We start from the raw sequence: 24,028 nt of genomic DNA on the forward strand, positions 1-24,028 counted from the left end.
TTATGACATACCTTCAACCGCCGTGTCTTTCCAAGCCCTGCCGCTGGAGGCTCGAAGAGCATTGGCCAGGGCCTGCCCGATCGCCGCCCGCGCCTGCAAGGCATCGGTCACGACATTTCCCATGCGCAGGAATTCATGGATCATACCCGGATAGATCTGGAGATCGACGGGAACGCCGGCGGCGCGGAGCCGTGCCGCATAATCGCGCCCCTCATCCACCAGCGGGTCATATTCGGCCAGCACGACCAGCGCCGGCGGCAACCCCGAGAGATCGTGCGCGGCCAGCGGCGCAAAGCGCCAATCGTCGCGGTCGGAATCGTTGCGGAGGTATTGCCGGAAGAACCAATCTACGGTGTCCCGCTCCAGCAGGAAGCCCGAGCCGTATTGGTTGTAGGATTCCGATGTTTGCCGCGAGCTCAGGCCGGGATACGCAAGAACCTGCAGGACGGGCCGCGGCAAGCCCCTGTCGGCTTTCGCTTCAATCGCAAGGGCTGCGGCAAGCGTTCCGCCGGCGCTATCGCCGCCGACCGCAACGCGGCCGGCGTCAATCCCCGCCGCTTCCCCCTCGCGCCCGATCCAGGCCAGCGCATCGACGGCATCCTCGAACGCCGTCGGAAATTTATGCTCCGGTGCAAGCCGATAGCCAATCGACAGCACGGCTGCGCCGCTATCGGCGGCGAGACCGCGGCACAAGGGCTGATGCGAATCGAGGCTGCCGACAACGAAACCTCCGCCGTGCATGTAAAGAAGCACAGGCGCGGGATTTTGCGCGTCCGGCTCCCGCTGAGCGTACAGCCGCGCAGCAATTGCATCACCATCGCGCGTCGGCAGAGAGAGTTGACGTTCAAATGCGAGCGCCGGAGGATCGACGTCGAGCAGCGGCGAGGACGCGTCGAAATCCGCTCGCGCCTGTACGGCGGTCAACTGCGGAAACGGAATGCGTGCGCCGCTCTCGGTCCCGAGCTGGACCATCTCGAGCAGCGCCGCGATATCGGGATCAAGGCTCATGGGCTTGTTCACTCCGCCGGTTCCGGAACCTGATCCAGCGAAGTCGTCGATGTCGCCGCCGGAGCAAGCAGCACACAGATCTCATCGAGGAAGCCGGCATCCCGCAAAATCGTAAAATGGTTGTCTCCGACAACGCCGCGGTCAACGGCGTCAGGCAGTTGCGTCTCCAGCCGACTGCGCTGCGTCAGGCGACCTGACGTCCACCAGCACAATGGGGCAGTCGCAAGACGCTGCGGCGGCGTCGCGGTCTGCGCCAAAGCTTTCAGGTGCCGCCCGACCGCGAAGGCGCCGGCTATGTCTTCTACTCCGAGCAAGGAATCATCCGCCGATGTCCCCGACGTTCCTTCCAATGCTCCTGCGACCAGACGCCGGACGGCCTCGGATGTCTCCGGCAAGCCGGCACGTTTCGCCGCTTCCACGTGCGAACCGACGCGAGCGATCGCAGCCGGCGGAAGAACGGCCGACAGCAGTCCGGCCAGATCATCGGTCCAATGGACTGTGGCTTCCTGCCGGCTCGGTCCGCCGCGCTGCCGCAGCACGAAGCTGTCGACCATGGCGAGACAAGCCACGCGTTCGCCGCTTCGTTCGAGTTCGGCCGCAACGAGGCTGACGAGAAGTCCTCCCAGCGACCAGCCGATCAGGCTGTACGGACCGTGCGGCTGCGCCCGCCTGATCTCGCGCGCATAGTCTGTCGCCATCGCATCGAGCGACTGGTCGCTCCAGGAACTGTCGACAAGCATCCTGGACTGCAATCCAATCACCTGCCGGCGTCCATCAAGGCGTCGCGCCAGCGGCCCATAGTCGAAAACGGTGCCGAAGCCGCCGTGCACGCAGAATACCGGCTGCGTTCCACCAACCGCCGCATTCAGTGGCAGCAGCGCCGACGGCGCCGATGCGGCGGGAGCCGCGGCGGTATCCGCGAGCAACGCGCGAATCGTCGGCTTCTGCAGGAGATCGCGCAGCTTGATCTCGATGCCGAAGGTCTTGTCCTGCCGGAGCCGGGCAACGACCTTGAGGCTGAGGATCGAATTGCCGCCGAGTTCGAAGAAATTGTCGGTGACACCGACTTGCGGCAGCTTGAGTATGTCGGCCCACAGACGCGCCAACGCGGTTTCCGCAGCCCCTTGCGGGGCAACGAAGGTACGCGCCGCCGAGTCGGGAGCCGGCAGCGCACGGCGATCGATCTTTCCGCTCGACATCACCGGCAGACGCTCAAGCACCATGATCCGCGCCGGCACCATGTAGAGCGGCAATGTCTGCCTCAGGAAATCGGTCAATCTGTCGACCAGAGCCTCGGCGGCGGCTCCCGACGCGTCCTTTGTCACCTTCGGCGCGACATAGGCAACGAGTTGGCTTCCGGCAGCGCCCGGCAGCGCCACCACCGCCGCTTGCTCAATCTCCTCGTGACGAAGAAGAGAGGTCTGGATCTCGCCAAGCTCAATCCGGAAGCCGTTGATCTTGACCTGATCGTCGCTGCGGCCGAGATACTCGACGGTACCGTCTTCGCGCCATCGCGCCAGGTCACCGGTACGGTACAGCCGGGCGCCCGGCTCCGCCGCGAACGGGTCAGGCACGAAACGCTCTGCCGTCATGCCAGCCTTGCCGTGATAGCCGCGCGCCAGTCCAAAGCCTCCAAGATAGAGCTCACCGGCGACGCCGGCGGGAATGATATTGAGCGAGCTATCGAGAATGTAGGCGCTGCGATCACCGACCGGCAAACCGATCGGTGCGTATGGCGTGTCGCATTCGGCAGCACCATCGACCTTCCATACCAGCGGCGTGACCACGGTTTCGGTCGGGCCATAGCCGTTGATCAGGATGCGCGGTTTCAGGACGCGCCTGACCTTGTCGAAACCCGCCTTCGGCATCGCCTCGCCGCCGAACGAATATAGTTTGACCGGTGGCGGATTGCCGGCCTGCTCGACCCATTCCGCCACTTGCTGAAGATAGGCCGGTGGCAGGCCGATATGGCTGACCCGATGGGCATGCAAAGCTTCGACCGTTTGCTCCGGCGTCCACAACTCGGCATCGCGCATCAGCAGCCGCGCACCGTGCGACAGCACCGTCAACCAGCGTTCGTGCGCGCCGTCGAAAGCCAGCGACAGGAAATGCAATTCGCACGATCCCTCGTCGATCTCGTAGAGGCTTCCAGTGACGTGACAGTGCATGGCGAGCGGTCCATGGGCGACCGCCACGCCTTTTGGCGTCCCTGTCGAGCCGGAGGTGTAGATCAGATAAGCGAGATTGTCCGCATGCAGGTCAGGTTGCGGCGCATGGTCCGGACCCGCATCGAAATCAAATGCAGGAAGAGAGATTCTTTCAACATCATCCAGACCCTCGTCGAGCTGTCCCGTCAGCAGGAATGAAATCCCGGCATCGCGCATGACAAACCCGCGGCGCTCGGGCGGAAGCTCCGGATCGAGCGGAACGTACGCCCCACCCGCCTTGAGGACGGCGAGCAGCGCGACCATCGTGGCTTCGGTTCGTTCGACCACGACACCAACGCGCTGCTCTAGCTTAAGCCCGCGATCGATCAGGCGCTGGGCAAGACGATTGGCCCTGGCATCGAGCGCTCCGAACGACAGCGCCTCCCCGCTGATGGTAAGCGCCGTCCGTTCTGGATGACGCTTGGCATGTTCGCTGATCGCCTCATGTACCAGCGGCAATGCAATGGCTGATGTCGCGTGGCGATTGCAGTTGTCGGCAAGACGGGCATCGACCGTCGTGACCGGATCGATACTGCCAAGCAACACCGACGCATCCCGCGTCAGCGCTGCAAGCAGTTGCTCGAACTGCATCTTGATCTGCCCGGCTTGCGCGGCTGTAAAATGGCTCGGCATATAGGTGTATTCGACCTGAAGCGTCTCCTCGACGAGCACCGACAGATCCATCGGATAATTCGTCACGTCGACATTCTTCAGGCCACTGAATTGAAGCGACCCGTCACCTCGGTGCATGCCGCGTTCGATCGGATAGTTCTCGAACACGATGATGCTGTCGAACATCGTCTGACCGGCGTGGCCGGCCCAGCTCTGAATGTCGTAGAGCGGCGTGTGCTCGTAGTCCCGGATCGCCAGATTGCGATCCTGAAGCGCGCGCAACCATTCGCCCACCGTGCTTGCGAACGACGGCGATTCGATCACGGGGAGCGTGTTGATGAAGAGACCGAGCATCTGCTGCGACCCCTCGAGGCCCGCCGGGCGACCGGCGACGGTGACGCCGAAGGTCACAGCCTGCTGGCCGGTATAGCGTTGCAACAACAACGCCCATACGCCCTGAACAATGGTACTGAGCGTGATCCGCTCACTGCGGGCGAACGCCTTCAACTCAGCGGTCGCCGTCTCGCCGAGTCGCGTGTAACAGCGCTCGTGGCCGGACGCCTCATGACGGCGAGAACCGAAGGCGTCGGCGAGTTGCGTCGGCTCGTCGAAGGCCTTCAGCTGTTCACGCCAGAAAATTTCAGCAGCCTCTGCATCCTGAGCCACCAGCCACGCAATATAGTCGCGGTAACGCGCCGGGTTCGCCGCGGGCGATCCGCCGTAATAGCGCTCCAGAATTTCGCCGACAAACCGTGCCGAGCTCCAGCCGTCCATCAGGATGTGATGATAGGTCCAGATGAGACGATAGAAGTCGTCATCGAGACGCAGCAGCCGAACCCTCTGTAGAGGCGGCATCGAGAGGTCAAACTCGGCGGAGCGTTCGCCGGCAAGGGCCGCCGCAATACGTTCCTCGTTGACGGCTTGCCCCCGCCAGTCCTCCTGCTCGAACGGCGCGACTGCATCGCGATAGACGGCCTGCAGTGGGGAGCCCGAGAGCTCGCGCCAGAGGAATCCGGTCCGAAGCATCGGGTGACGCGCAGTCACCTCGTGCCATGCTGTCCGGAAGCGTTCGGCGTCGAGCCCACGGATTTCAACGCTGACCTGATTGACGTAAACGCCGCTGCCGGCATCGCGCAGGCTGTGGAACAGCATGCCCTGCTGCATCGGTGACAGGGGATAGATGTCCTCGATTCGGCTCCAGTCCAGATCGAGTTTTTCGAGCTGTTCGCTGGTCAGGCCCGATAGGGAACCGCGCACCGGGGTCGGCGCTTCCTTTGGCGGCCGAACGTGTCGGGATATCGCTGCAAGCGTTTCGATTGTTTGATGGTGAAAGCAGTCACGCGGCTCGATCAACACGCCTTCGCGGCGCGCGCGGCTCACCATTTGCAGCGAAATGATCGAGTCCCCGCCGAGTTCGAAGAAGTTGTCGGTGACGCCGATGTTGGGCTGGCGCAGCAGGTCGCCCCAGATCGCGGCCAGCGCCGCCTCGACCGGTGTGCGCGGCGCCACATGCTCGGCCAAAGCGGCGAGTTGATCCGGCGCCGGCAGCGCCTTGCGGTCGATCTTGCCATTCGGCGTCAGCGGCAGCCGGTCCAGCACCACGATCCGCGCCGGAACCATGTAGTCCGGCAGCACCGATGACAGCGCGGTCTTTAGCGTCGATCCATCCAACGATGCCCCACCGCTGACATAACCTACGAGTTGACGGCCTGCACCGACTTCGCGCGCCACCACCACGGCCGACCGCACGGCGGCCTGCGCCATCAGCCGCGCCTCGATCTCGCCGAGTTCAATGCGAAAGCCGCGGATCTTCACCTGGTGATCCGAGCGGCCGATATATTCGATCACGCCATCGGCGCGCCACCGCGCCACGTCGCCGGTGCGGTACAGCCGCGCGCCCGATGTGCCGAACGGATCGAGAATAAAACGTTCCGCCGTCAGCGCGCCGCGTTGCCAATAGCCCCGCGCCAGTCCGTCGCCGCCGATATAAAGTTCACCTGCAACCCCGATCGGCGCAAGATTGAGGTCATTGTCCAGGATGTGCAGCGTGGTGTTGCCGATCGGTCCACCCAGCACCGGGCGGTCGTCCCGCGCATCGAGGCGATGACGGGCCGACCACACCGTGGTCTCGGTCGGACCGTACAGGTTCCACACCTCGCCGGCCTGCGCCACCAGCCGCCGCGCCAGATCCGGCGCCAGCGCCTCGCCGCCGCACAGCACGCGGCAGCTTGTCGGGAGCGATGGGCCATCGTGATCGAGCAGCATCCGCCAGGTCGACGGCGTCGCCTGGATCATGGTTACGCCCTGGGTTGCCACCATGGCTTTGAGCCGCGATGGATCATGTGCGGCCGCGCGATCCGCCAGCACCACGCGCGCCCCCAGGGTGAGCGGCAGCCACAGTTCCAGCACCGCAATGTCGAACGACAGCGAGGTCAGGCCGAGCACCCGGTCGCGTGGAGTGATTCCCGGCCGCTCCGCCATCGTCGCCAAAAAGTTCGTTACCGCGTCGTGGCGGACCATCACGCCCTTGGGCAGGCCGGTCGAGCCTGAGGTGTAGACCACATAGGCCAGGCTCTCGGGGTGAACCGCGACGTCGAGATTGCCGGTATCACGGCCCTCGCCGCCATCCGCCTCGTCGAGCAGCCACGCCTCGGCGCCCGTCTCCTTCAGCACCGGTGCGAACTGCTCCAGTAGCGACGTCTGCGTCAGCACCAGCGCCGTACCGCTGTCGCGCAGCATGTGCGCAAGCCGCTCCGGCGGGTATTCCGGATCGAGCGGCAGATACGCCCCGCCCGCCTTCAGCACCGCCAGCAACGCGACCATCATCCCGACGCCGCGATCCAGCGCCAGTCCCACCACCACGTCCGTCGCGACACCGTAATCCCGCAGCCCCCGCACCAGCCTGTTGGCCCGGCTGTTCAACTCGCCGTAGCTCAATTCCTCATCGCCAACCACCAGCGCCACAGCATCGGGAGACTGGCGGACCTGTTCCTCGAACTGTTCGACAATTCCCCGGCGCGGTTGATCGCGACGCGTATTGTTCATGCGCGAGAGCAGCGCGTCATCCGCCGGATCGCTCGCGGCGATCATGCCGACCGGCCGATCCGCATCGGCGCTCAACGCTTCCAGCAACCGCACGAAGGCGGCTTGCAGCCGCGCCACCTGCGCCTCATCAAAATGCTTGCGCTGATAGTTGAACACCAGCCGCAGCCGCTCATCGAGCCCGACGCTCGCAAACAGCGGATAATTGCTGGTCTCGACGATCCTAGTCTCACCGACCCGGACGCGCTGGTTCTTCTCCTTCAGCGCGTTGTCGACCGGATAATTCTCAAACACCAGGATGCTGTCGAACAGCGGCCGTCCGGGACGTCCCGCCAGGCGCTGGATTTCATAGAGCGGCGTCCAGCCATATTCACGCATGGTCAGGTTGCGGTCCTGCAGCTCGCGCAGCCATGCGCCGATTTTCTGCTGCGGAGCGACGCCGTCGACGACCGGCAAGGTGTTGATGAAGAGGCCGACCATGTCTTCGGAGCCTGCGAGTTCCGACGGCCGGCCCGACACGGTGACGCCGAAGCAGACCGTGCCCTGTCCGGTATGCTGACGCAGCATTTGCGCCCATGCGGCCTGCACCAATGTGTTCAGCGTCACGCGCTCGCGCGCCGCAAACTGTTGCAGCCGTCCGGTCAGCGCCGCGTCCAGTTCCAGCGCCAGCGCGCCGTGACCGGACGTTTCTCCGCTCGAACGTTCCGCCGAACCGTCCGAGAGGAAGCCCGGTTCGCCTCGCTCTGCCATCGCTGCGCGCCAGAAGGTGGCCGCGGCGTCGCGATCCTGATTCTGCAGCCAGCCGATGTAGTCACGATAGCGGCGCTGCAAGGCCGGCAATCGGCCATCGCCGCCGTACTGCAGCACCTCGGCGATCAGTCGCGCCGAGCTCCATCCGTCGAGCAGGATGTGATGATGGGTCCAGATCAGCCAGTGACGATCTTGTCCCAGGCGGATCAGCCGGACCCGCTGCAAGGGCGGCCGCGACAGGTCAAAGCCTTCGAGCCGTTCCTGCCGCGAAGCATCCGTCAGGGCAGCATCCAGTTCGGATTGCGCCAGCACCACCACCCGCGCGCGCCAATCCTCCTCGACGAACGGCACCTGGGCATGACGATAGACCACCTGTTGCGCCGGACCTGACAGGTCGCGCCAGACAAAGCCGGTCCGCAGCACCGCATGACGATCGCTGACCGCCTGCCATGCCAGACGAAGCTTGCCGGCATCGAGGCCGTGTATTTCGGCGGCAACCTGGTTGACATAAAGTCCGTTCTCGCCGTCGTGCATCGCATGGAACAGCATGCCCTGCTGCATCGGCGACAACGGATAAACGTCCTCGATCTGCCGCCAATCGAGCTCCAGCCTATCGAGATCGGTCTGGCTGAGGCCGGACAACGCCACATCCGACGGCGTCAGCCCGCAGGCTCCACTGGTGCAGTGTTCAACCAACTCCCGCAGCGCCGCATCATACAATCCGGCCAGCCGCTCGATCGTCTCGCGCCGATAGCGTTTCCGGCCGAATCCGAACGACAATCGCAATTGGCCTTCGCGTACGGTGCCGTTGACGCTGAGCCAGCGCCGCAAGGGGCTCGATGCGTCGCGCGACGGGCCCGCGCTTTCCGGCGCCATGGCGAACAATTCCGCCTCTCCGGCGCCGCCGTCGATCTGGCCGAGATAGTTAAACGTGATCTTCGGCTCGGCCACTCCCGACAGGGCCGCGCGCTGCTCTTCGGAGCCTAGATAACGCAACACGCCGTAGCCAAGCCCGCGGCCGGGAATGGCACGAAGCTCCTCCTTCACGGTCTTTATCAGTGACGAAGGATTCTGCGACCCGCCCACCAACCGCACGGGAAACGCGGTCGTGAACCAGCCGACCGTGCGCGAGATGTCGATATCGCCGAACAGGTCCTCGCGGCCGTGGCCTTCCAGCTCGACCAGCACGTCGTCCAGTCCGCTCCATCGCCAAACAGCGCGCGTCAGACCGGCGAGGAGAAGGTCGTTTATTTGAGTGCGATAGGCGGAAGGCGCGTCCGTCAGCAGGCGTTGCGTCAATTCCGCATCGAACGACAGCGAGACTTCATCGGCCTCGGCGACGCAGTCGGTACCGCCGTGATCGTCGTCGCACGGAAAACCCAAACCTCCATCGCGCTCGACCCAATAGGGCAGTTCTGCCGCGAGTTCGGACGAGCCTGCATAGGCATGCAGCCGGGCACCCCACAGCGCGTAGGCATGGCTCTTCGGCGGCAGCACAACTGTATCACCTTGCGCCAACTGGCTGTATGCAGCCGCGATGTCCTCCAGCAGCACCCGCCACGACACGCCGTCGACAACTAGATGATGGATCACGATCAGCAAGCGCTGACTGCCGTCAGCGACATCGATGCCGACGGCCCGCAGCAGCGGCCCCCCGGACAGCGAGAGGCTAGCCTGTGCCGATGATGCAAGCGCCGTGACAGCTTCGCCATCAGCCGCACTTCGGACCCACAACAGTTCCGCTGCGGCTGGAGCGGCGCCGTGCTCCGCACGCCATACACCGTCCCTCACCTGGAAGCGAAGCCGCAATGCGTCGTGATGACTGAGCACGGCCGCTATCGCGCGTCCTGAGATCTCCCAATCAAGTCGATCCTTCGGCCGCAACAGCACCGCCTGGTTCCAGTGATCGCGTTCTCCGACATCATCAGCGAAGAACCGGGTCTGTATCGGCAGCAAGGGATGTGAACCGGACACCAGCCCCTGATCGGCGCGCGGCGCGCTCTGCTGTTCGGCACGTGCCGCCAGCGCCAGGGCTTCGAGCGTCTGATACTGAAACACATCGCGCGGTTCGATCAGATAACCGGCGCGACGGGCCCGGCTCACCATCTGCAACGAGATAATCGAATCGCCGCCGAGTTCGAAGAAGTTGTCGGCGAGGCCGACGACGGGCCGGCCGAGCAGCTCGGCCCAAATCGCCGCGAGCGCTATTTCCGCCGGGGTGCCCGGCGCCTGGTGTTCTGAGCCGGTGTAAGTCGCGTGGCCGGGCGCCGGGAGCGCACGGCGGTCGACCTTACCGTTCGGCGCCAGCGGCAGCCGTTCCAGCGTCACGATTCGCGACGGCAGCATGTAATCAGGCAGGACAGACGACAGCGCCGTCCGCAACGCAGTTCCGTCGAGCTCGTTCGCACCGCTGACGTATCCGACTAGCTGACGTCCAGCGCCTACCTCGCGCGCGACCACCACCGCGGAGCGTACCCCGGGCTGTTCAAGCAGCCGCGCTTCGATCTCTCCAAGCTCGATACGGAAACCGCGGATCTTGATCTGATGATCGGATCGTCCGACATACTCGATGGCGCCGTCCGAACGCCAGCGCGCCAGGTCTCCCGTCCGATACAGACGCTCGCCGGGACCGCCGAAAGGATCCGGGATAAACCTCTCCGCCGTCAGGCCCTGGCGCTGCCAATAGCCGCGCGCCAGCCCAACGCCGCCGATGAACAACTCACCCGTCACTCCGGCCGGAACCATGTTCAGCTCGGTATCGAGGATGCGAATGGCCGTGCCCGGAATCGGTCGTCCGATCGGGACCCGTGCTGTGCCGTCGTCGCGGCAAGTCCAGAACGTCGCGTTGATCAGGGCCTCGGTCGGCCCGTAGCGATTGTCGAACCGAACGTCGGGGAAGGCTGCGAGCACGCGCGCCTTCAACTCCGCCGACAATGCTTCGCCGCCGGCAAACAGCCGCTTGAGCGTCGCGCAGCGTTTCGCCTCCGGCTCTGCAATGAAATGCTCGAGCATCGGCGGCACGAAATGCAGCGTCGTCACATCGTGGGCAATGACCGCATCAATGAGAAGCCGCGGTTCGCGATGCGCGCCCGGCGCTGCGATCGCAAGGCGAGCACCGGCCGCAAGCGGCCACAGGATTTCCCAGACCGAGACGTCGAAACTGAACGGCGTTTTTTGCAGCAAGGTCTCGCCGGCATCGAGGCGATATTCCGCCTGCATCCAGCCAAGCCGTGCGGCGAGCGCGCCATGCGAGCAGGCCACGCCCTTGGGCATGCCCGTCGATCCCGACGTGTACATCACATAGGCCAGACTGTCCGGATGAACCGCGATGTCGAGATTGCTGGCCGGCTCTCCTGCCCCGGCTTCATTCCCCACGTCGATAGTCCAGGCCTCCGCGGCTGCTTCTGCAATCACGGGCGCGAGGCGTTCAAGCAACCGGCCTTGCGTCAGTATCAGCCTGGCTCCGCTGTCGCGCAGCATATGCAGAAGTCGGTCTGGCGGATAATCCGGATCGAGGGGCAGATAGCCGCCACCCGCTTTCAGCACGGCGAGAACACCGACGATCAGCTCGACGCTGCGCTCCAGCGCGACACCGACCAACTGGTCGCGGCCGATACCGCGATCCCGCAACTGTCGCGCCAGACGATTGGCGCGAGCGTTCAAATCGCCATAGCTGACCTGTTGATCGCCGAACACCAACGCGATTGCGGACGGCGAACCAGCGGCGCGCGCCTCGATCTGGGCGACGATCCCGCCATCAAAATCCGGAATCTTGCCGAGTTCGGTTGCGCCGCCACTCCAGCCGAGAACCTGCCGGGTCTCATCGATATCAAGTCCCCTGAGTTCACCAAGCGGCGCGGCGGCATCCGTCACGATCTGCGCGAGCAGGTGCGACAGGCAGGCTTGCAGATACCGTATCTGATCTTCGTCGAACCGGCCGCGATCATACCGGAAACCAAGATTGATGCCGTCGGCCTTGGCGAATACGGCGACTGTCAGAGCATAGTTGGTGATCGAGACCTGCTCGACCCGGCCAAAGCGGGTGCCACTTTCATTCTCGCCGCGCAGGGCCTGATCGATCGGATAGTTCTCGAACACCAGGATGCTGTCGAACAGCGGCCGGCCGGATCGTCCTGCCAGGCGCTGGATCTCGTAGAGCGGCATCCGGCCATGGTCGCGTAAGTCAATGTTGCGCTCCTGCAGATCACGAAGCCACGCACCCATTTCGGCTTGCGGGTTTGCTTGATCAACGACCGGAAGGGTATTGATGAACAGGCCCACCATTTCTTCGGACCCGGCAATCTCCGCGGGCCTGCCCGACACCGTCGCTCCGAAGCAGACAACGCGCTGCCCGGTATGACGGCGCAACAGTTGCGCCCACGCGCCCTGCAGCAGGGTGTTAAGCGTCATGCGCTCGCGTCTGGCGAACGCCTGCAATCTTGCGGTCAGATCGGAGGTGAGAAGCAGATCCAGCGAACCGTGGCCGGACGTATCGTGGCTCGAAGTTCCTCCCAACGCATCCGCCAGGAAGGTCGGCTCGTCCAAATCAGCCAACGCGGTACGCCAGAACGCCGCCGACGCATCGCGATCCTGCCGTTGCAGCCAACCGATGTAGTCGCGGTAACGGCCCTGCACGGCGGGCAATCGGCCGCCGCGTTCGTGCTGCAGGATCTCTGCAATCAGGCGCGCCGAACTCCAGCCGTCCAGAAGGATATGGTGATGCGTCCAGATCAGCCAGTGGCGGCCTTCCCCGAGCCTGATCAGCCGCACCCGCTGCAAGGGTGAATGCGACAAATCGAATCCCTGGGCCCGCTCGGCCTGCGACGCCCGCGCCAGCGCGGCCTCGAGTTCGCTGCGGTCCATTGTGGTCGCCTGCTCGCGCCAGTCTTCTTCGACGAACGGCAGCGCCACATGACGATACACTACCTGCTGGGCAGGACCCGACAGTTCGCGCCAGGCGAAGCCTGTTCTCAACACGGCGTGCCGGGCGCTCACTTCCTGCCAGGCCGCGCGCAGCCTTCCGGGATCGAGGCCGCGAACTTCCAGGCCGACCTGATTGACATAGTTTCCGCTTTCGCCATCGCGCAGCGCGTGGAACAACATTCCCTGCTGCATCGGCGACAGCGGATAGATATCCTCGATCTCACGGCAATCGATCGTTGCACAGAGAATGTCGAGATCAGCCTGGTTCAACCCGGAGAGTTCGACGTCAGACGGCGTGATCCCGCGCGCGCCGCCGGTGCAGTGGTCCACCAGTTCACGCAAGGCGTCCGCATAGTGTTCTGCGAGACGTTCAACCGTCGCGCGCCGGTAGCGCCTGCGACCAAAACTAAACGACAGCCGCAGCAGGCCGTCGCGCACCTGACCGTTGATGCTCAGCCAGCGGCCAAGCGGCGCGCTCGCGCTGCGCGCAGCGCCCGCGCCCTCGGGAGCAAGCTTGAACGGGGCGCCCTCACCCAGGCTGGCATCGAACTGGCCAAGATAGTTGAAAACGATACGCGGTTCGGAGACCGAGGAGAGCACATGGCGCTGCTCTTCGGTGCCGAGATAGCGCAGCACGCCATACCCCAGCCCGCGCGCGGGGATCGCCCGAAGTTCTTCCTTGACGGCCTTGATCAGCGCGGCGTCGTCGCTCGACCCGGCCGGCAAACGCACGGGGAACGCGGTGGTGAACCAGCCCACCGTGCGTGAAATCTCGGCGCCCGCGAAGATATCCTCACGGCCGTGGCCCTCGAGTTCGACAAGGACATCGTCAATCCCGCTCCAGCACGATACCGCGCGCGACAACGCGGCCAACAGCAGATCGTTGACGTGGGTTCGGTAAGCCGACGGCGCTTCCTTGAGCAGCCGCGTCGTCAGCCCCGCGTCGAAAGTCAGCAGGATTTCCTCACCGTCAGAAACCCGATCGACGTCGCCATGATCGTCGTCGCAGGGCAGATCGGTGGTCGGCTTGCGTTCGAGCCAATACGCTAGTTCGGCAGCCAATTCGACGCTGCCTGCATGCGCCTTCAGGCGCGCGGCCCAGGATGCATAGGATTGGCTCTTTGGCGCCAGCGCGATCGAGGCCACCCCCTGCTCCATCTGACCGTAAACCGCTGCGAAGTCTTCCAGCAGGACGCGCCACGACACACCGTCGATGACAAGATGATGCACCGATATCAGGAGCCGCTGACCGCCGTCGGCAAGGTCCATTCCGACCACGCGCAACAGCGGTCCGCGCAATGACAGGCTGGCCTGCGCCGCAGACGCCAGCGTCGTCACCTCGGCCGCGTCGCGTATGCCGCTCCGAATCCACAATAGTTCGGATACTGGAGGCGCGGCGTCATAGGTCGCCCGCCAGACGCCGTCGATCTCCTCGAAGCGAAGACGCAGCGCATCGTGATGCGCCACGACGGCGGCGACCGCGCGCTCAACGATCCCCCACTCCAGCCGCGACTGCGGCATCAACAATACGGCCTGGTTCCAGTGATGGCGTTCGCCGGCGTCCTCACCGAAAAACCGAACTTGAATCGGCAACAGCGGATGCTCGCTGCCCGCCAGATCCTTCTCAGGCTCAGCGTCCTGCATCGCCCGTTCCATGCGCGCCGCCAGCGCCAGCTCCTGCAACGTCTGGTGCCGGAAAACGTCACGCGGTTCGATCAGCAGGCCTGCCTGACGGGCTCGACCAACCATCTGCAGCGAGATGATCGAATCGCCGCCAAGTTCGAAGAAATTGTCGTCGACACCAATCAGGGGCTGGCCAAGGAGCTCGGCCCAGATCGCGGCAAGTGTCGTCTCCACCGCAGTACGCGGCGCGACGTGAGCTGCCGTAACGGCATGCATATCGGGGAATGGCAGGGCCTCACGGTCCACCTTGCCATGAGCGGTGAGCGGCAGGCTTTCAAGTCTCACAATACGGGCCGGCACCATGTAGTCCGGCAGTCCGTCCGAGAGTGCGGTGCGCATTGCCGTCTCATCGAGCGCACCTTCACCACAGACATAACCGACCAGCTGGCGGGTTGCCCCGGCGTCGCGGGCAACAACGATCGCCGATTGCACGCCCGGCTGGCGCATCAGCCATGACTCGATTTCGCCGAGCTCAATCCGAAAACCGCGGATCTTGACCTGATGATCGGAGCGGCCGACATATTCCACCACGCCATCAGCGCGCCATCGGGCCAGATCGCCGGTACGGTATAGCCGCATGCCCGGCGCACCGAAGGGATCGGGAATGAACCGCTCTGCCGTCAGCGCGCCACGCCTCCAGTAGCCTCGCGCCAACCCTTCACCACCGATGAACAATTCGCCGGTCACGCCAACCGGCACGATGTTCAGATCGGCATCGAGGACATAGGCGGACCGCCGACCAACGGGGCGACCGATCGGGGCATAACTACCCTCGATCTCTTCGCTGGCGTCGACCTTCCAGACCAGCGGCGTCACGACGGTTTCGGTCGGGCCGTAACCGTTGATCAAGGTCCGCGGCTTGAGCGCGCGCTTGACCTTGTCGAACCCGGCCTTCGGCATCGCCTCGCCGCCGAAAGAATAAAGCGAGACCGGCGGCGGATCGCCGCGCCAGGCCGCAAAGTCGGCGAGCTGCTGCAGGTAAGCCGGCGGAAAGCCGGCGTTGGTGACGCGCTGTTTGCGCATGATGTCGAGCGTCTGCTCGGCCGACCATAGATTCTCATCCCGCATCACCAACGCGGCGCCGCAGGTCAGCGCGGTCCAGAGCCGCTCATGCGCACCGTCGAACGTAAAGGACAGGAAATGCAGTTCGCGGGAATGCCGGTCCATGTCGTAGAGCCCGGCGGTCACCTCGCAATGCATCGCGAACGGCCCATGCTCAACCGCGACACCTTTCGGCATTCCGGTCGAGCCCGAAGTGTAGATCACATAGGCGAGGCTTTGCGCTCCCACGGCGATCGCGGGATCGCTCTCCGGCTCCTGGTCGAGATCAACAGCGTCAAGCGAAATAACTTCGACCCCGGCCTCTTGCGAGGTCAGCACTGCGCCTGCCGCATCGATCAGGACAAAACGCACGCCAGCATCACGCATGGTGTCAAGCTGGCGCTTGACGGGATGCTCAGGATCAAGCGGCAGATAGGCGGCGCCCGCTTTCAGCACGGCCAGCAAGGCTACGATGAGGGATGGCGAACGTCGCGCAGAGAGGCCGACCAGGTCGGAACCGGTGACACCAAGACGGATCAGGCGCTGGGCAAGACGGTTGGCGCGACGATCAAGCTCGCCGTACGAGATGACGTCGGCACCGAAGACGAGGGCCGGCGCATCGGGCGTTTGCGCGGCAAAGCGGGCGACCGTCTGGTGCACGGGCGTGAACGGCGCCGCCGATCCGGCGTCAGCTTCGTTCCAGCTCCGGATTCTGGATAACTCCTGCTCGGAAAGCAGCGCGGTGCCGGCGATGGACTGCGACGAATCCTGAGCCATCGTCTTGAGGAGCGTGATCCAATGCGCCCCAAGGCGTTCGATCGTTGTCGCGTCGAACAAGGCCGTCGCATAGGTAAATATGGCGCGTAGCTCTCCTGACGGTCCCTCGTCGCTGTCGAGCGCCAGGTCGAACTTCACGGTGTCGACATTGGCGTCGATTTTTTCGATCTGCAGACCCGTCAGGCCGAGCGAATTGTCCGATGCCCGGCGGCGCTGGTGATTGTAGAGAACCTGGAAGAGAGGATTCTGGCTCAAACTTCGTTTCGGCTGCAATACCTCCAACAGCCGTTCGAACGGAAGATCCTGGTTCTCCTGGGCTTCGATCGTGGCTGCATGCACGGATGCGATGAAATCCGCGATCGTCGCGCGCCCGTCGAGCTGCGTGCGAAGCACCTGGGTATTGACGAACAGACCGATCATCCCCCGGGTCTCGTCCCGGTGGCGATTGGCGACCGGCACGCCGACGCCGATATCGGATTGGCCGGTGTAGCGATAGAGCAGCAGCTTGAAGCTCGCCAGCAGGACGACGAACAGTGTTGTCTGGTGCTTGCGCGCCAGAGCGCGTAGGGCATCGGCAAGCGCCGGTTCAAGCTCCATGCGAACCGCAGCGCCGGCGAGGTCGGGAACCGCCGGCCGCGCCCGATCGATGGGAAGCTGCAGCACCGCCGGATCCTTGAGGCGAGCCGTCCAGTAGTCGACCTGCCGCTCGCCGTCGACCGCGCTCATCCACAGCCGCTGCCATTCGGCATAGTCGGCGTATTCAATATCGAGTTCCGGCAGCGCCGGCGCCTCGCCACGCGCAGCCACCGCATACAAGTGCCAGAATTCTTCGACCAGCACCCCCATCGACCAGCCGTCGGCCACGATATGGTGCAGGCTGACCACGACAAACTGGTGGTCTTCTTCCAGCGTCAGCAACGCGACACGCATGAGCGGGCCAACCTCGAGATCGAAGGGTCGTGCGGCTTCCTCGCGCGCCAGCAGGCGAGCCTGCTGTTCGCGATCACGGCCATCCACCTTGACGCGCCGCAGGTTGACCGGTTGCGGGTCGAGCAGGATCTGCTCGGCTTCCCTGCCCTCTTGCCGAAATACCGTGCGAAGCGCGCTGTGCCTGGTAACCAGCATGTCGAACGCCTGCTGCATTGCATGCACATCGAGTTTGCCTCGCACTCGCACGGTCGCCGAGATGTTGTAGGTTGCGCTGCCCGGATCCATTCGCCACAGGAACCAGAGGCGCGACTGCGCAAAGGAAAGCGGCGCGCGCGTCCGCTCCTGGCGCGCAATCGGCAGCATGGCCAGATTGACGCCCTTGGCCGCTAGCTGCGTCAGGAAAGCGTGCTGCTTGTTCGCATCAAGGCGCATCAATCGCCGTGAGATATCGCGAAGCTGCTGCTTCTGCGTTGTGGCGGTTTCACTCATCGGAAAGTTCGACTTCCTTCAACATGTCGAGCATCGCGGCGATATCGTCGCTGCGCTTGTCGACCTGAATCTCCGGGGCGAGACCAGCGGCCATCGTTTCGATGGTCGTCATTTCAAACAGGCGGTGCAGCGGCAGGTCGTGGCCGAGATCGCGCTTGATGCGGCTGATGAGCTGGACGGCGGTGAGAGAGTCCCCGCCGAGTTCGAAGAAGTTGTCGGTGACGCCGATGTTGGGCTGGCGCAGCAGGTCGGCCCAGATCGCGGCCAGCGCCACCTCGACCGGCGTGCGCGGCGCCACATGCTCGGCCAAAGCGGCGAGTTGATCCGGCGCCGGCAGCGCCTTGCGGTCGATCTTGCCGTTCGGCGTCAGCGGCAGCCGGTCCAGCACCACGATCCGCGCCGGAACCATGTAGTCCGGCAGCACCGATGACAGCGCGGTCTTTAGCGTCGATCCATCCAACGATGCCCCACCGCTGACATAACCTACGAGTTGACGGCCTGCACCGACTTCGCGCGCCACCACCACGGCCGACCGCACGGCGGCCTGCGCCATCAGCCGCGCCTCGATCTCGCCGAGTTCAATGCGAAAGCCGCGGATCTTCACCTGGTGATCCGAGCGGCCGATATATTCGATCACGCCATCGGCGCGCCACCGCGCCACGTCGCCGGTGCGGTACAGCCGCGCGCCCGGTGGGCCGAACGGATCGGGAATAAAACGTTCCGCCGTCAGCGCGCCGCGCTGCCAATAGCCCCGCGCCAGCCCGTCGCCGCCGATATAAAGTTCGCCCGCAACCCCGATCGGCGCGAGGTTAAGGTCGTTGTCCAGGATATGCAGCGTGGTGTTGCCGATCGGTCCGCCCAGCACCGGACGGTCGTCCCGCGCATCGAGGCGATGACGCGCCGACCACACCGTGGTCTCGCTCGGGCCGTACAGGTTCCACACCTCGCCGGCCTGCGCCACCAGCCGCCGCGCCAGATCCGGCGCCAGCGCCTCGCCGCCGCACAGCACGCGGCAGCTTATCGGGAGCGATGGGCCATCGTGATCGAGCAGCATCCGCCAGGTCGACGGCGTCGCCTGGATCATGGTTACACCCTGAGTTGCCACCATGGCTTTGAGCCGCGATGGATCATGTGCGGCCGCGCGATCCGCCAGCACCACGCGCGCCCCCAGAGTGAGCGGCAGCCACAGCTCCAGCACCGCAATGTCGAACGACAGCGAGGTCAGGCCGAGCACCCGGTCGCGTGGAGTGATTCCCGGTCGCTCCGCCATCGTCGCCAAAAAGTTCGTCACCGCGTCGTGGCGGACCATCACGCCCTTGGGCAGGCCGGTCGAACCTGAGGTGTAGATCACATAGGCCAGGCTCTCGGGGTGAACAGCGACGTCGAGATTGCCGTCGTCCCTCTCCTGCGCCTCGTCGAGCAGCCACGCCTCGGCGCCCGTCTCCTTCAGCACCGGAGCGAACTGCTCCAGTAGCGAAGTCTGCGTCAGCACCAGCGCCGCACCGCTGTCGCGCAGCATGTGCGCAAGCCGCTCCGGCGGGTAGTCCGGATCGAGCGGCAGATACGCCCCGCCCGCCTTCAGCACCGCCAGCAGCGCCACCATCATCCCGACGCCGCGATCCAGCGCCAGCCCCACCACCACGTCCGTCCCGACACCGTAATCCCGCAACCCCCGCGCCAGCCTGTTGGCCCGCCGGTTCAACTCGCCATAACTCAGCTCCGCATCGCCAAACACCAGCGCCACAGCATCAGGGAACCGGCGAACTTGTTCTTCGAACTGCTCATGGAAGCAGCGATCTCGTGGATATCGGGCAAGCGTCCGATTCCAGGTCTCAAGTAGAAGCTCGCGTTCCTCCGGCGGCAGGATGTCGACTTGCCGCACGAGAGCGTGCGGTCGTCGCTCCAGATTCTCGGCCAGTTGCTCGAGCGCATGCTGCATCAAGGCGCAGACGCGATCGGGTGACAGCGGATGGACCACTTGCGCTGTCAAACCCAGCGCCTGACCGCAATCCTCGACCGACAACATCAGGGGATAATTGGTGCGCTCTTCGCCGCCGAGCCATTCAATACCGTCCACACCTGCGGCGGTCTCACCCGCAGACGAGTTGGTCGGCATGGCGTTGTGACGATAGTTCAGGATCGAGCTGAACAAGGGGGCCGGCGTCGCGACACCGCTGCATCGTTGCGCAAGCGCCAGCGAAGCATGTTCGTGCGAGATCAGTTCGGCGAGCCGAGCATGCGCATGGCGAGCGCCGTCTTCGACCGCAGCGTCATCGAGATCGAGCCGTAGCGGCAATGTATTGATGAACAATCCCATGGTGCGATCGCCACCGGTGCCGGCATGCATGCGGCCGAACAGCACCGTGCCGAACACGACCCGCTCGCGTCCGCTGCTCCGCGCCACCACCTGGCCCCAGGCGAGATGGCAGAGGCTGGCGAGGCCTACCCCCAGACGCCGCGCCTGAGCGCGCAGGCGCTCATTGAGCGATTGCGGCAGCGTTCGCCGGGCTTCCGCCACCCCACGGCCGTCGCCGTGCACCTTGTCCAGACCAAACGGAGTGGTCGGCTCATCGATATCCGACAGCATGTTCCGGAAAAAGCGCTCATGTTCGGCTGTAGCCTCCGAATCTCGCGTCTGGGCCACGAGATTTCGGAATGGATAGGGATGCGGCAGTTCATGACCACGCCCCGACAATATCTTCCGGACCTCGTCATGCATCACCTCAAGGGTGGAATGATCGCCGATCAGGTGGTGCAGCAACACCAATAGCAGCCAGCGCTCCTTGCCGGGATCGCGAGCCACCGCAAATCGCAACAGCGGCGCCTGGCCAAGATCGATCCCATTCCGTCGCGGGTCAAACCGCTGCGCAAGCTGTTCGTGCGCAGGACTTTTGACGTCCAGTTCAACTTCGGTGACAATCAAGGGAGCCTGTCGCCAGACCACCTGCGCCGGAGTGGACAGGCCCTCCCATTCAATGGAGGTACGAAGAATGTCGTGACGATCGATAACCTGCCGAACAGCCGCGAGATAGCGGTCGAGCAAGTCGCGGCTTGCAAACGCCATTTGGCCGACCAGCAAATAGGGATCGCCCTGCGCTGCCAGCAGGTGGTGAAACAGGATGCCGTCCTGAAGCGGCGACAATCCGTAAATGTCCTGGATGTTGGCAGCGCCACCGGGAACGCGGGCCGCGATGCTGTCGATGTCGGATTGCTCCAACGTGATCAGCGGCAACATTCCGGGCGTGATCGCCGCGGCCAGCATCGGGATCTGGTTGGCCGGGACTTCTGTCACCCCGTCGCCATCGAGGCTAGCGGCGAAATCAGCCAGCACCGGCTTGGCGAACAGCGTGCGCACATCCGCGCTGAGCGAATGCCGCTGCAACCGCTCCAGCAAGCGGACGGCAAGCAGCGAGTGGCCACCGAGCTCAAAGAAATGATCGTTACGTCCAATTCGATCTACGCCGAGCAGCTCGGTCCAGATCTTCGCAACAGTCTCCTCGATTTCACCTTCCGGCGTCTCATAACCACGACGCACGAAGGCATCATCCTCGGGCGCCGCCAGCGCCTGGCGATCGACCTTGCCGTTCGGCGTGAGCGGCAACGTGTCCAGGCGTACGAAAGCCGACGGCACCATATATTCGGGCAAGCGCGCGCGGAGGTGGCCGCGCATCGCAGCCGCGAAATCCCCACCGTCAAGCCCGGTGCTGTCGTCGTCCGCCGCCGGCACCACATAGGCAACCAGCCGCTGGTCACCACTGTGATCTTGACGCGCCAGCACCACCGCATCGGCCACACCGGCGTGTTCGTTCAGTCGAAACTCGATCTCGCCCAACTCAATACGGAAGCCGCGGATCTTGACCTGGTGATCATTGCGACCGAGAAACTCGACATTGCCATCCGGCAGATAACGTCCGAGATCGCCGGTGCGATACATTCGCGCGCCTGCGTCGCGGCTGAAGGGATCGAACAGGAATCGTTCCGCCGTCAGATCGGCGCGATTAAGATACCCGCGCGCGACCCCTGCTCCGCCGATGTAGATTTCGCCGGTCGCTCCGAGCGGAACGGGTGCGCCGAACCTGTCCAGCAGATAAATCCGTGTGTTCGGAAGCGGGCGGCCGATCGGGACGACGACGCCTTCACAACCCATCGGCCGCAGCCAAATTGTTGCACAGACGGTTGCCTCCGTCGGTCCATAGCCGTTGAAGACGGCCACGTTTGAAGGCAAGCCCTTGAACAGTTCGGCCTTGGGCAACTCACCGGCAAGGACGAGCACCTGCAGCGATCCCAAGGTGTCGAGGTCCGTGCGTCCCTGCAGCAAGGCCGGCGGCAACGTCGCATGAGTAATGGCGTTGCGCGCCAGATAGTCGAGCAGCTCCGATGCATTGCGATGCTCTCGCGGACCGACGAGAAACAATTCAGCCCCCGAGCACAGGGCCATGACGATTTCCCAGGTACTGGCGTCGAAGCTGAATGAAGCGAACTGAACGATGCGGCTGCGTGAGGAAACTTCTAACAGCGCGCTCTGGGCCAGTGCCAGGTTCACCAACCCGCGATGCTCGACCATCACACCTTTTGGCGTGCCGGTAGAACCTGATGTGTAGATAATGTAGGCGAGGTGACTTGATGTCAGGTCCGCGACGTCTGGATTCGATTTCGACAACCCGGCGATGACCGACGCGCTCGTCTGCAGATCAACGATCTCGCACGTCGTGTTCGCGAGCGCCGCGCGGCCGGCATCATCGCAAATCAACAGCTTTGGTTTTGCATCATCGATAATCTGGCGCAGCCGTTCGGCCGGATAGGCAGGATCCAGCGGCAGATAAGCGCCACCCGCCTTGAGTACTGCCAGCAGGCTGACGACCATGGCAATCCCGCGTTCCAGGCAGATCGCGACGGGCTGATCCGGACCCGCACCCAGTCCGATCAGATGGTGCGCGAGCTGATTGGCCCTTGCATCCAGTTCGCCATAACTCACGCGAAGGTCCTCGTGAACCAACGCAGTAGCTTCGGGCGCTTTTCGAACTTGTTCCGCGAACAATTCGTGGATGCAACGTTCGGACGGGTACGGCGTGGCGGTCCGGTTCCAGGTCCCCAGAAGGAGCTCACGCTCCTCGGCACCCATCACATCGATCCGGTCGACGAGTTGACCCGCGTCGGCGACCATGGCTCGCAGCAAGGCAAGCAGATAGCTCCGATGACGCCTGACGGTTGCCTCGTCAAACAGTGCGGTTGCGTAGTTCAAGGCTCCGATGATGCGGCCGTCGGTTTCGCTCACGTTGAGCTCAAGGTCGAACTTGACCTGGTGGAGCGGGATATCGGCAATCTCGGCCTTGAGGCCCGGCAGCTCAAGTATTGCCGCCTCATTGTTCTGCCAGGCGAACACGACCTGAAACACCGGGGTATGATCCAGACGCCGCGGCGGCTGAATGATCTCGACGACCTGCTCGAACGGCAGGTCCTGATGGTCCTGAGCCGCCAGCGCCGCGCCGCGCACGCGGCTCAACAACTCCGCTACATCAGGCTCCCCCGATAGATCCACGCGGAACGCCAGCATGTTGACGAAAAAGCCGACCAGACCTTCGATTTCACGCCTGTTGCGATTGGCCGTCGGCGTACCGATCACGACATCGCTCTGGCCGGAAAGCCTCGACAGCACGGCCGCCCATGCCGCCAGCACCGTCATGAATGCCGTCGTGCGATGAGATTGGTATAGGCGCTTGATGCCACGTGCAAGCTCGGTATCGATCTCGACCGGCAACGAAGCGCCGGCGAGAGACCTGATCGGCGGTCGCGGCCGATCGGTCGGCAACTCGAGCAACGCCGGAGCGCCCGCCAGCGTCTGCCGCCAATAATCGACTTGCCGCTGCAATCGTTCTCCCGCAAGCCACTGCCGTTGCCACGCGGCATAGTCCGGGTACTGAACCGTCAGCGCCGGCAGCGGATCACCCTCGCCGGCTATGAAGGCGCGATACAAGGCGCCGAGCTCGCGCACGAGCACGCCCATCGACCAGCCGTCGGACACGATATGATGCTGGGTCAGCAAAAACAGATATTCCCTCTCCGCGATCCGGATCAGGCGCCCGCGGATCAATGGCCCCTGGCAGAGATCGAAGGGCGCATTTGTCTCTTCACGGCACAGGCGCTCAAGTACCTGCTCCCGCTCCGGTTCGGATCGCACGTCATGTTCGAGCAGCGGCAGGCCATTGCCGGTGGGCAATAGTTCGACGCAAGGCTGTCCGTCGACAACACGAAAAATGCTGCGCAAGGATTCGTGACGCGCAAACAGCCGATCCAGACTGCGACGCCAGGCGGTGACGTCGAGATCACCCGCGAGGCGCAATGCGCCGCGAATGTGATAGTTGGTACTGGTGCCGTCGAGCTGCGCCAGCAGCCAAAGCCGTTGCTGAGCAAAGGACAACGCAAGAGGCCCGTCGCGCGGCACCGCCGGTATCGAGGCAAGTTCGCCCCTGTTGGCACTTCGGCTCCGGTCCCTGGCCAACGACAGGAGTTTTCTCAGCCCTTCTGCATCCAGCTCCCGCAAATCGGGTTTCAATGAATCCGCCATT

The 24,028-nt window shown here is 64.1% G+C and carries 3 protein-coding genes; all 3 read right to left on the reverse strand.

What is annotated here, in order from left to right; translation table 11 throughout:
* From IVB05_RS25745 to IVB05_RS25755, 3 genes are read right to left on the reverse strand one after another with little or no spacing between them, the layout of a single operon-like run.
* Positions 1-1,020 (reverse strand): alpha/beta hydrolase, encoded by a 1,020-nt coding sequence (locus IVB05_RS25745; RefSeq protein WP_247778734.1) that lies wholly within the window; start codon positions 1,018-1,020, stop codon positions 1-3.
* Positions 1,017-17,462 carry a non-ribosomal peptide synthase/polyketide synthase gene (locus tag IVB05_RS25750; RefSeq protein WP_247778736.1) on the reverse strand — a complete coding sequence of 5,482 codons (16,446 nt, stop codon included), beginning with the start codon at positions 17,460-17,462 and terminating at the stop codon, positions 1,017-1,019. Before IVB05_RS25750 ends, IVB05_RS25745 begins: the two co-directional genes overlap by 4 nt.
* A complete protein-coding gene (locus tag IVB05_RS25755; protein ID WP_247778737.1) occupies positions 17,455-24,027 on the reverse strand; it encodes a non-ribosomal peptide synthetase in 6,573 nt (2,190 codons plus the stop codon). Before IVB05_RS25755 ends, IVB05_RS25750 begins: the two co-directional genes overlap by 8 nt.
* Between the last annotated feature and the right edge of the window lies 1 nt (position 24,028).

Source organism: Bradyrhizobium sp. 170 (genome assembly GCF_023101085.1).
Taxonomy (GTDB): Bacteria; Pseudomonadota; Alphaproteobacteria; order Rhizobiales; family Xanthobacteraceae; genus Bradyrhizobium.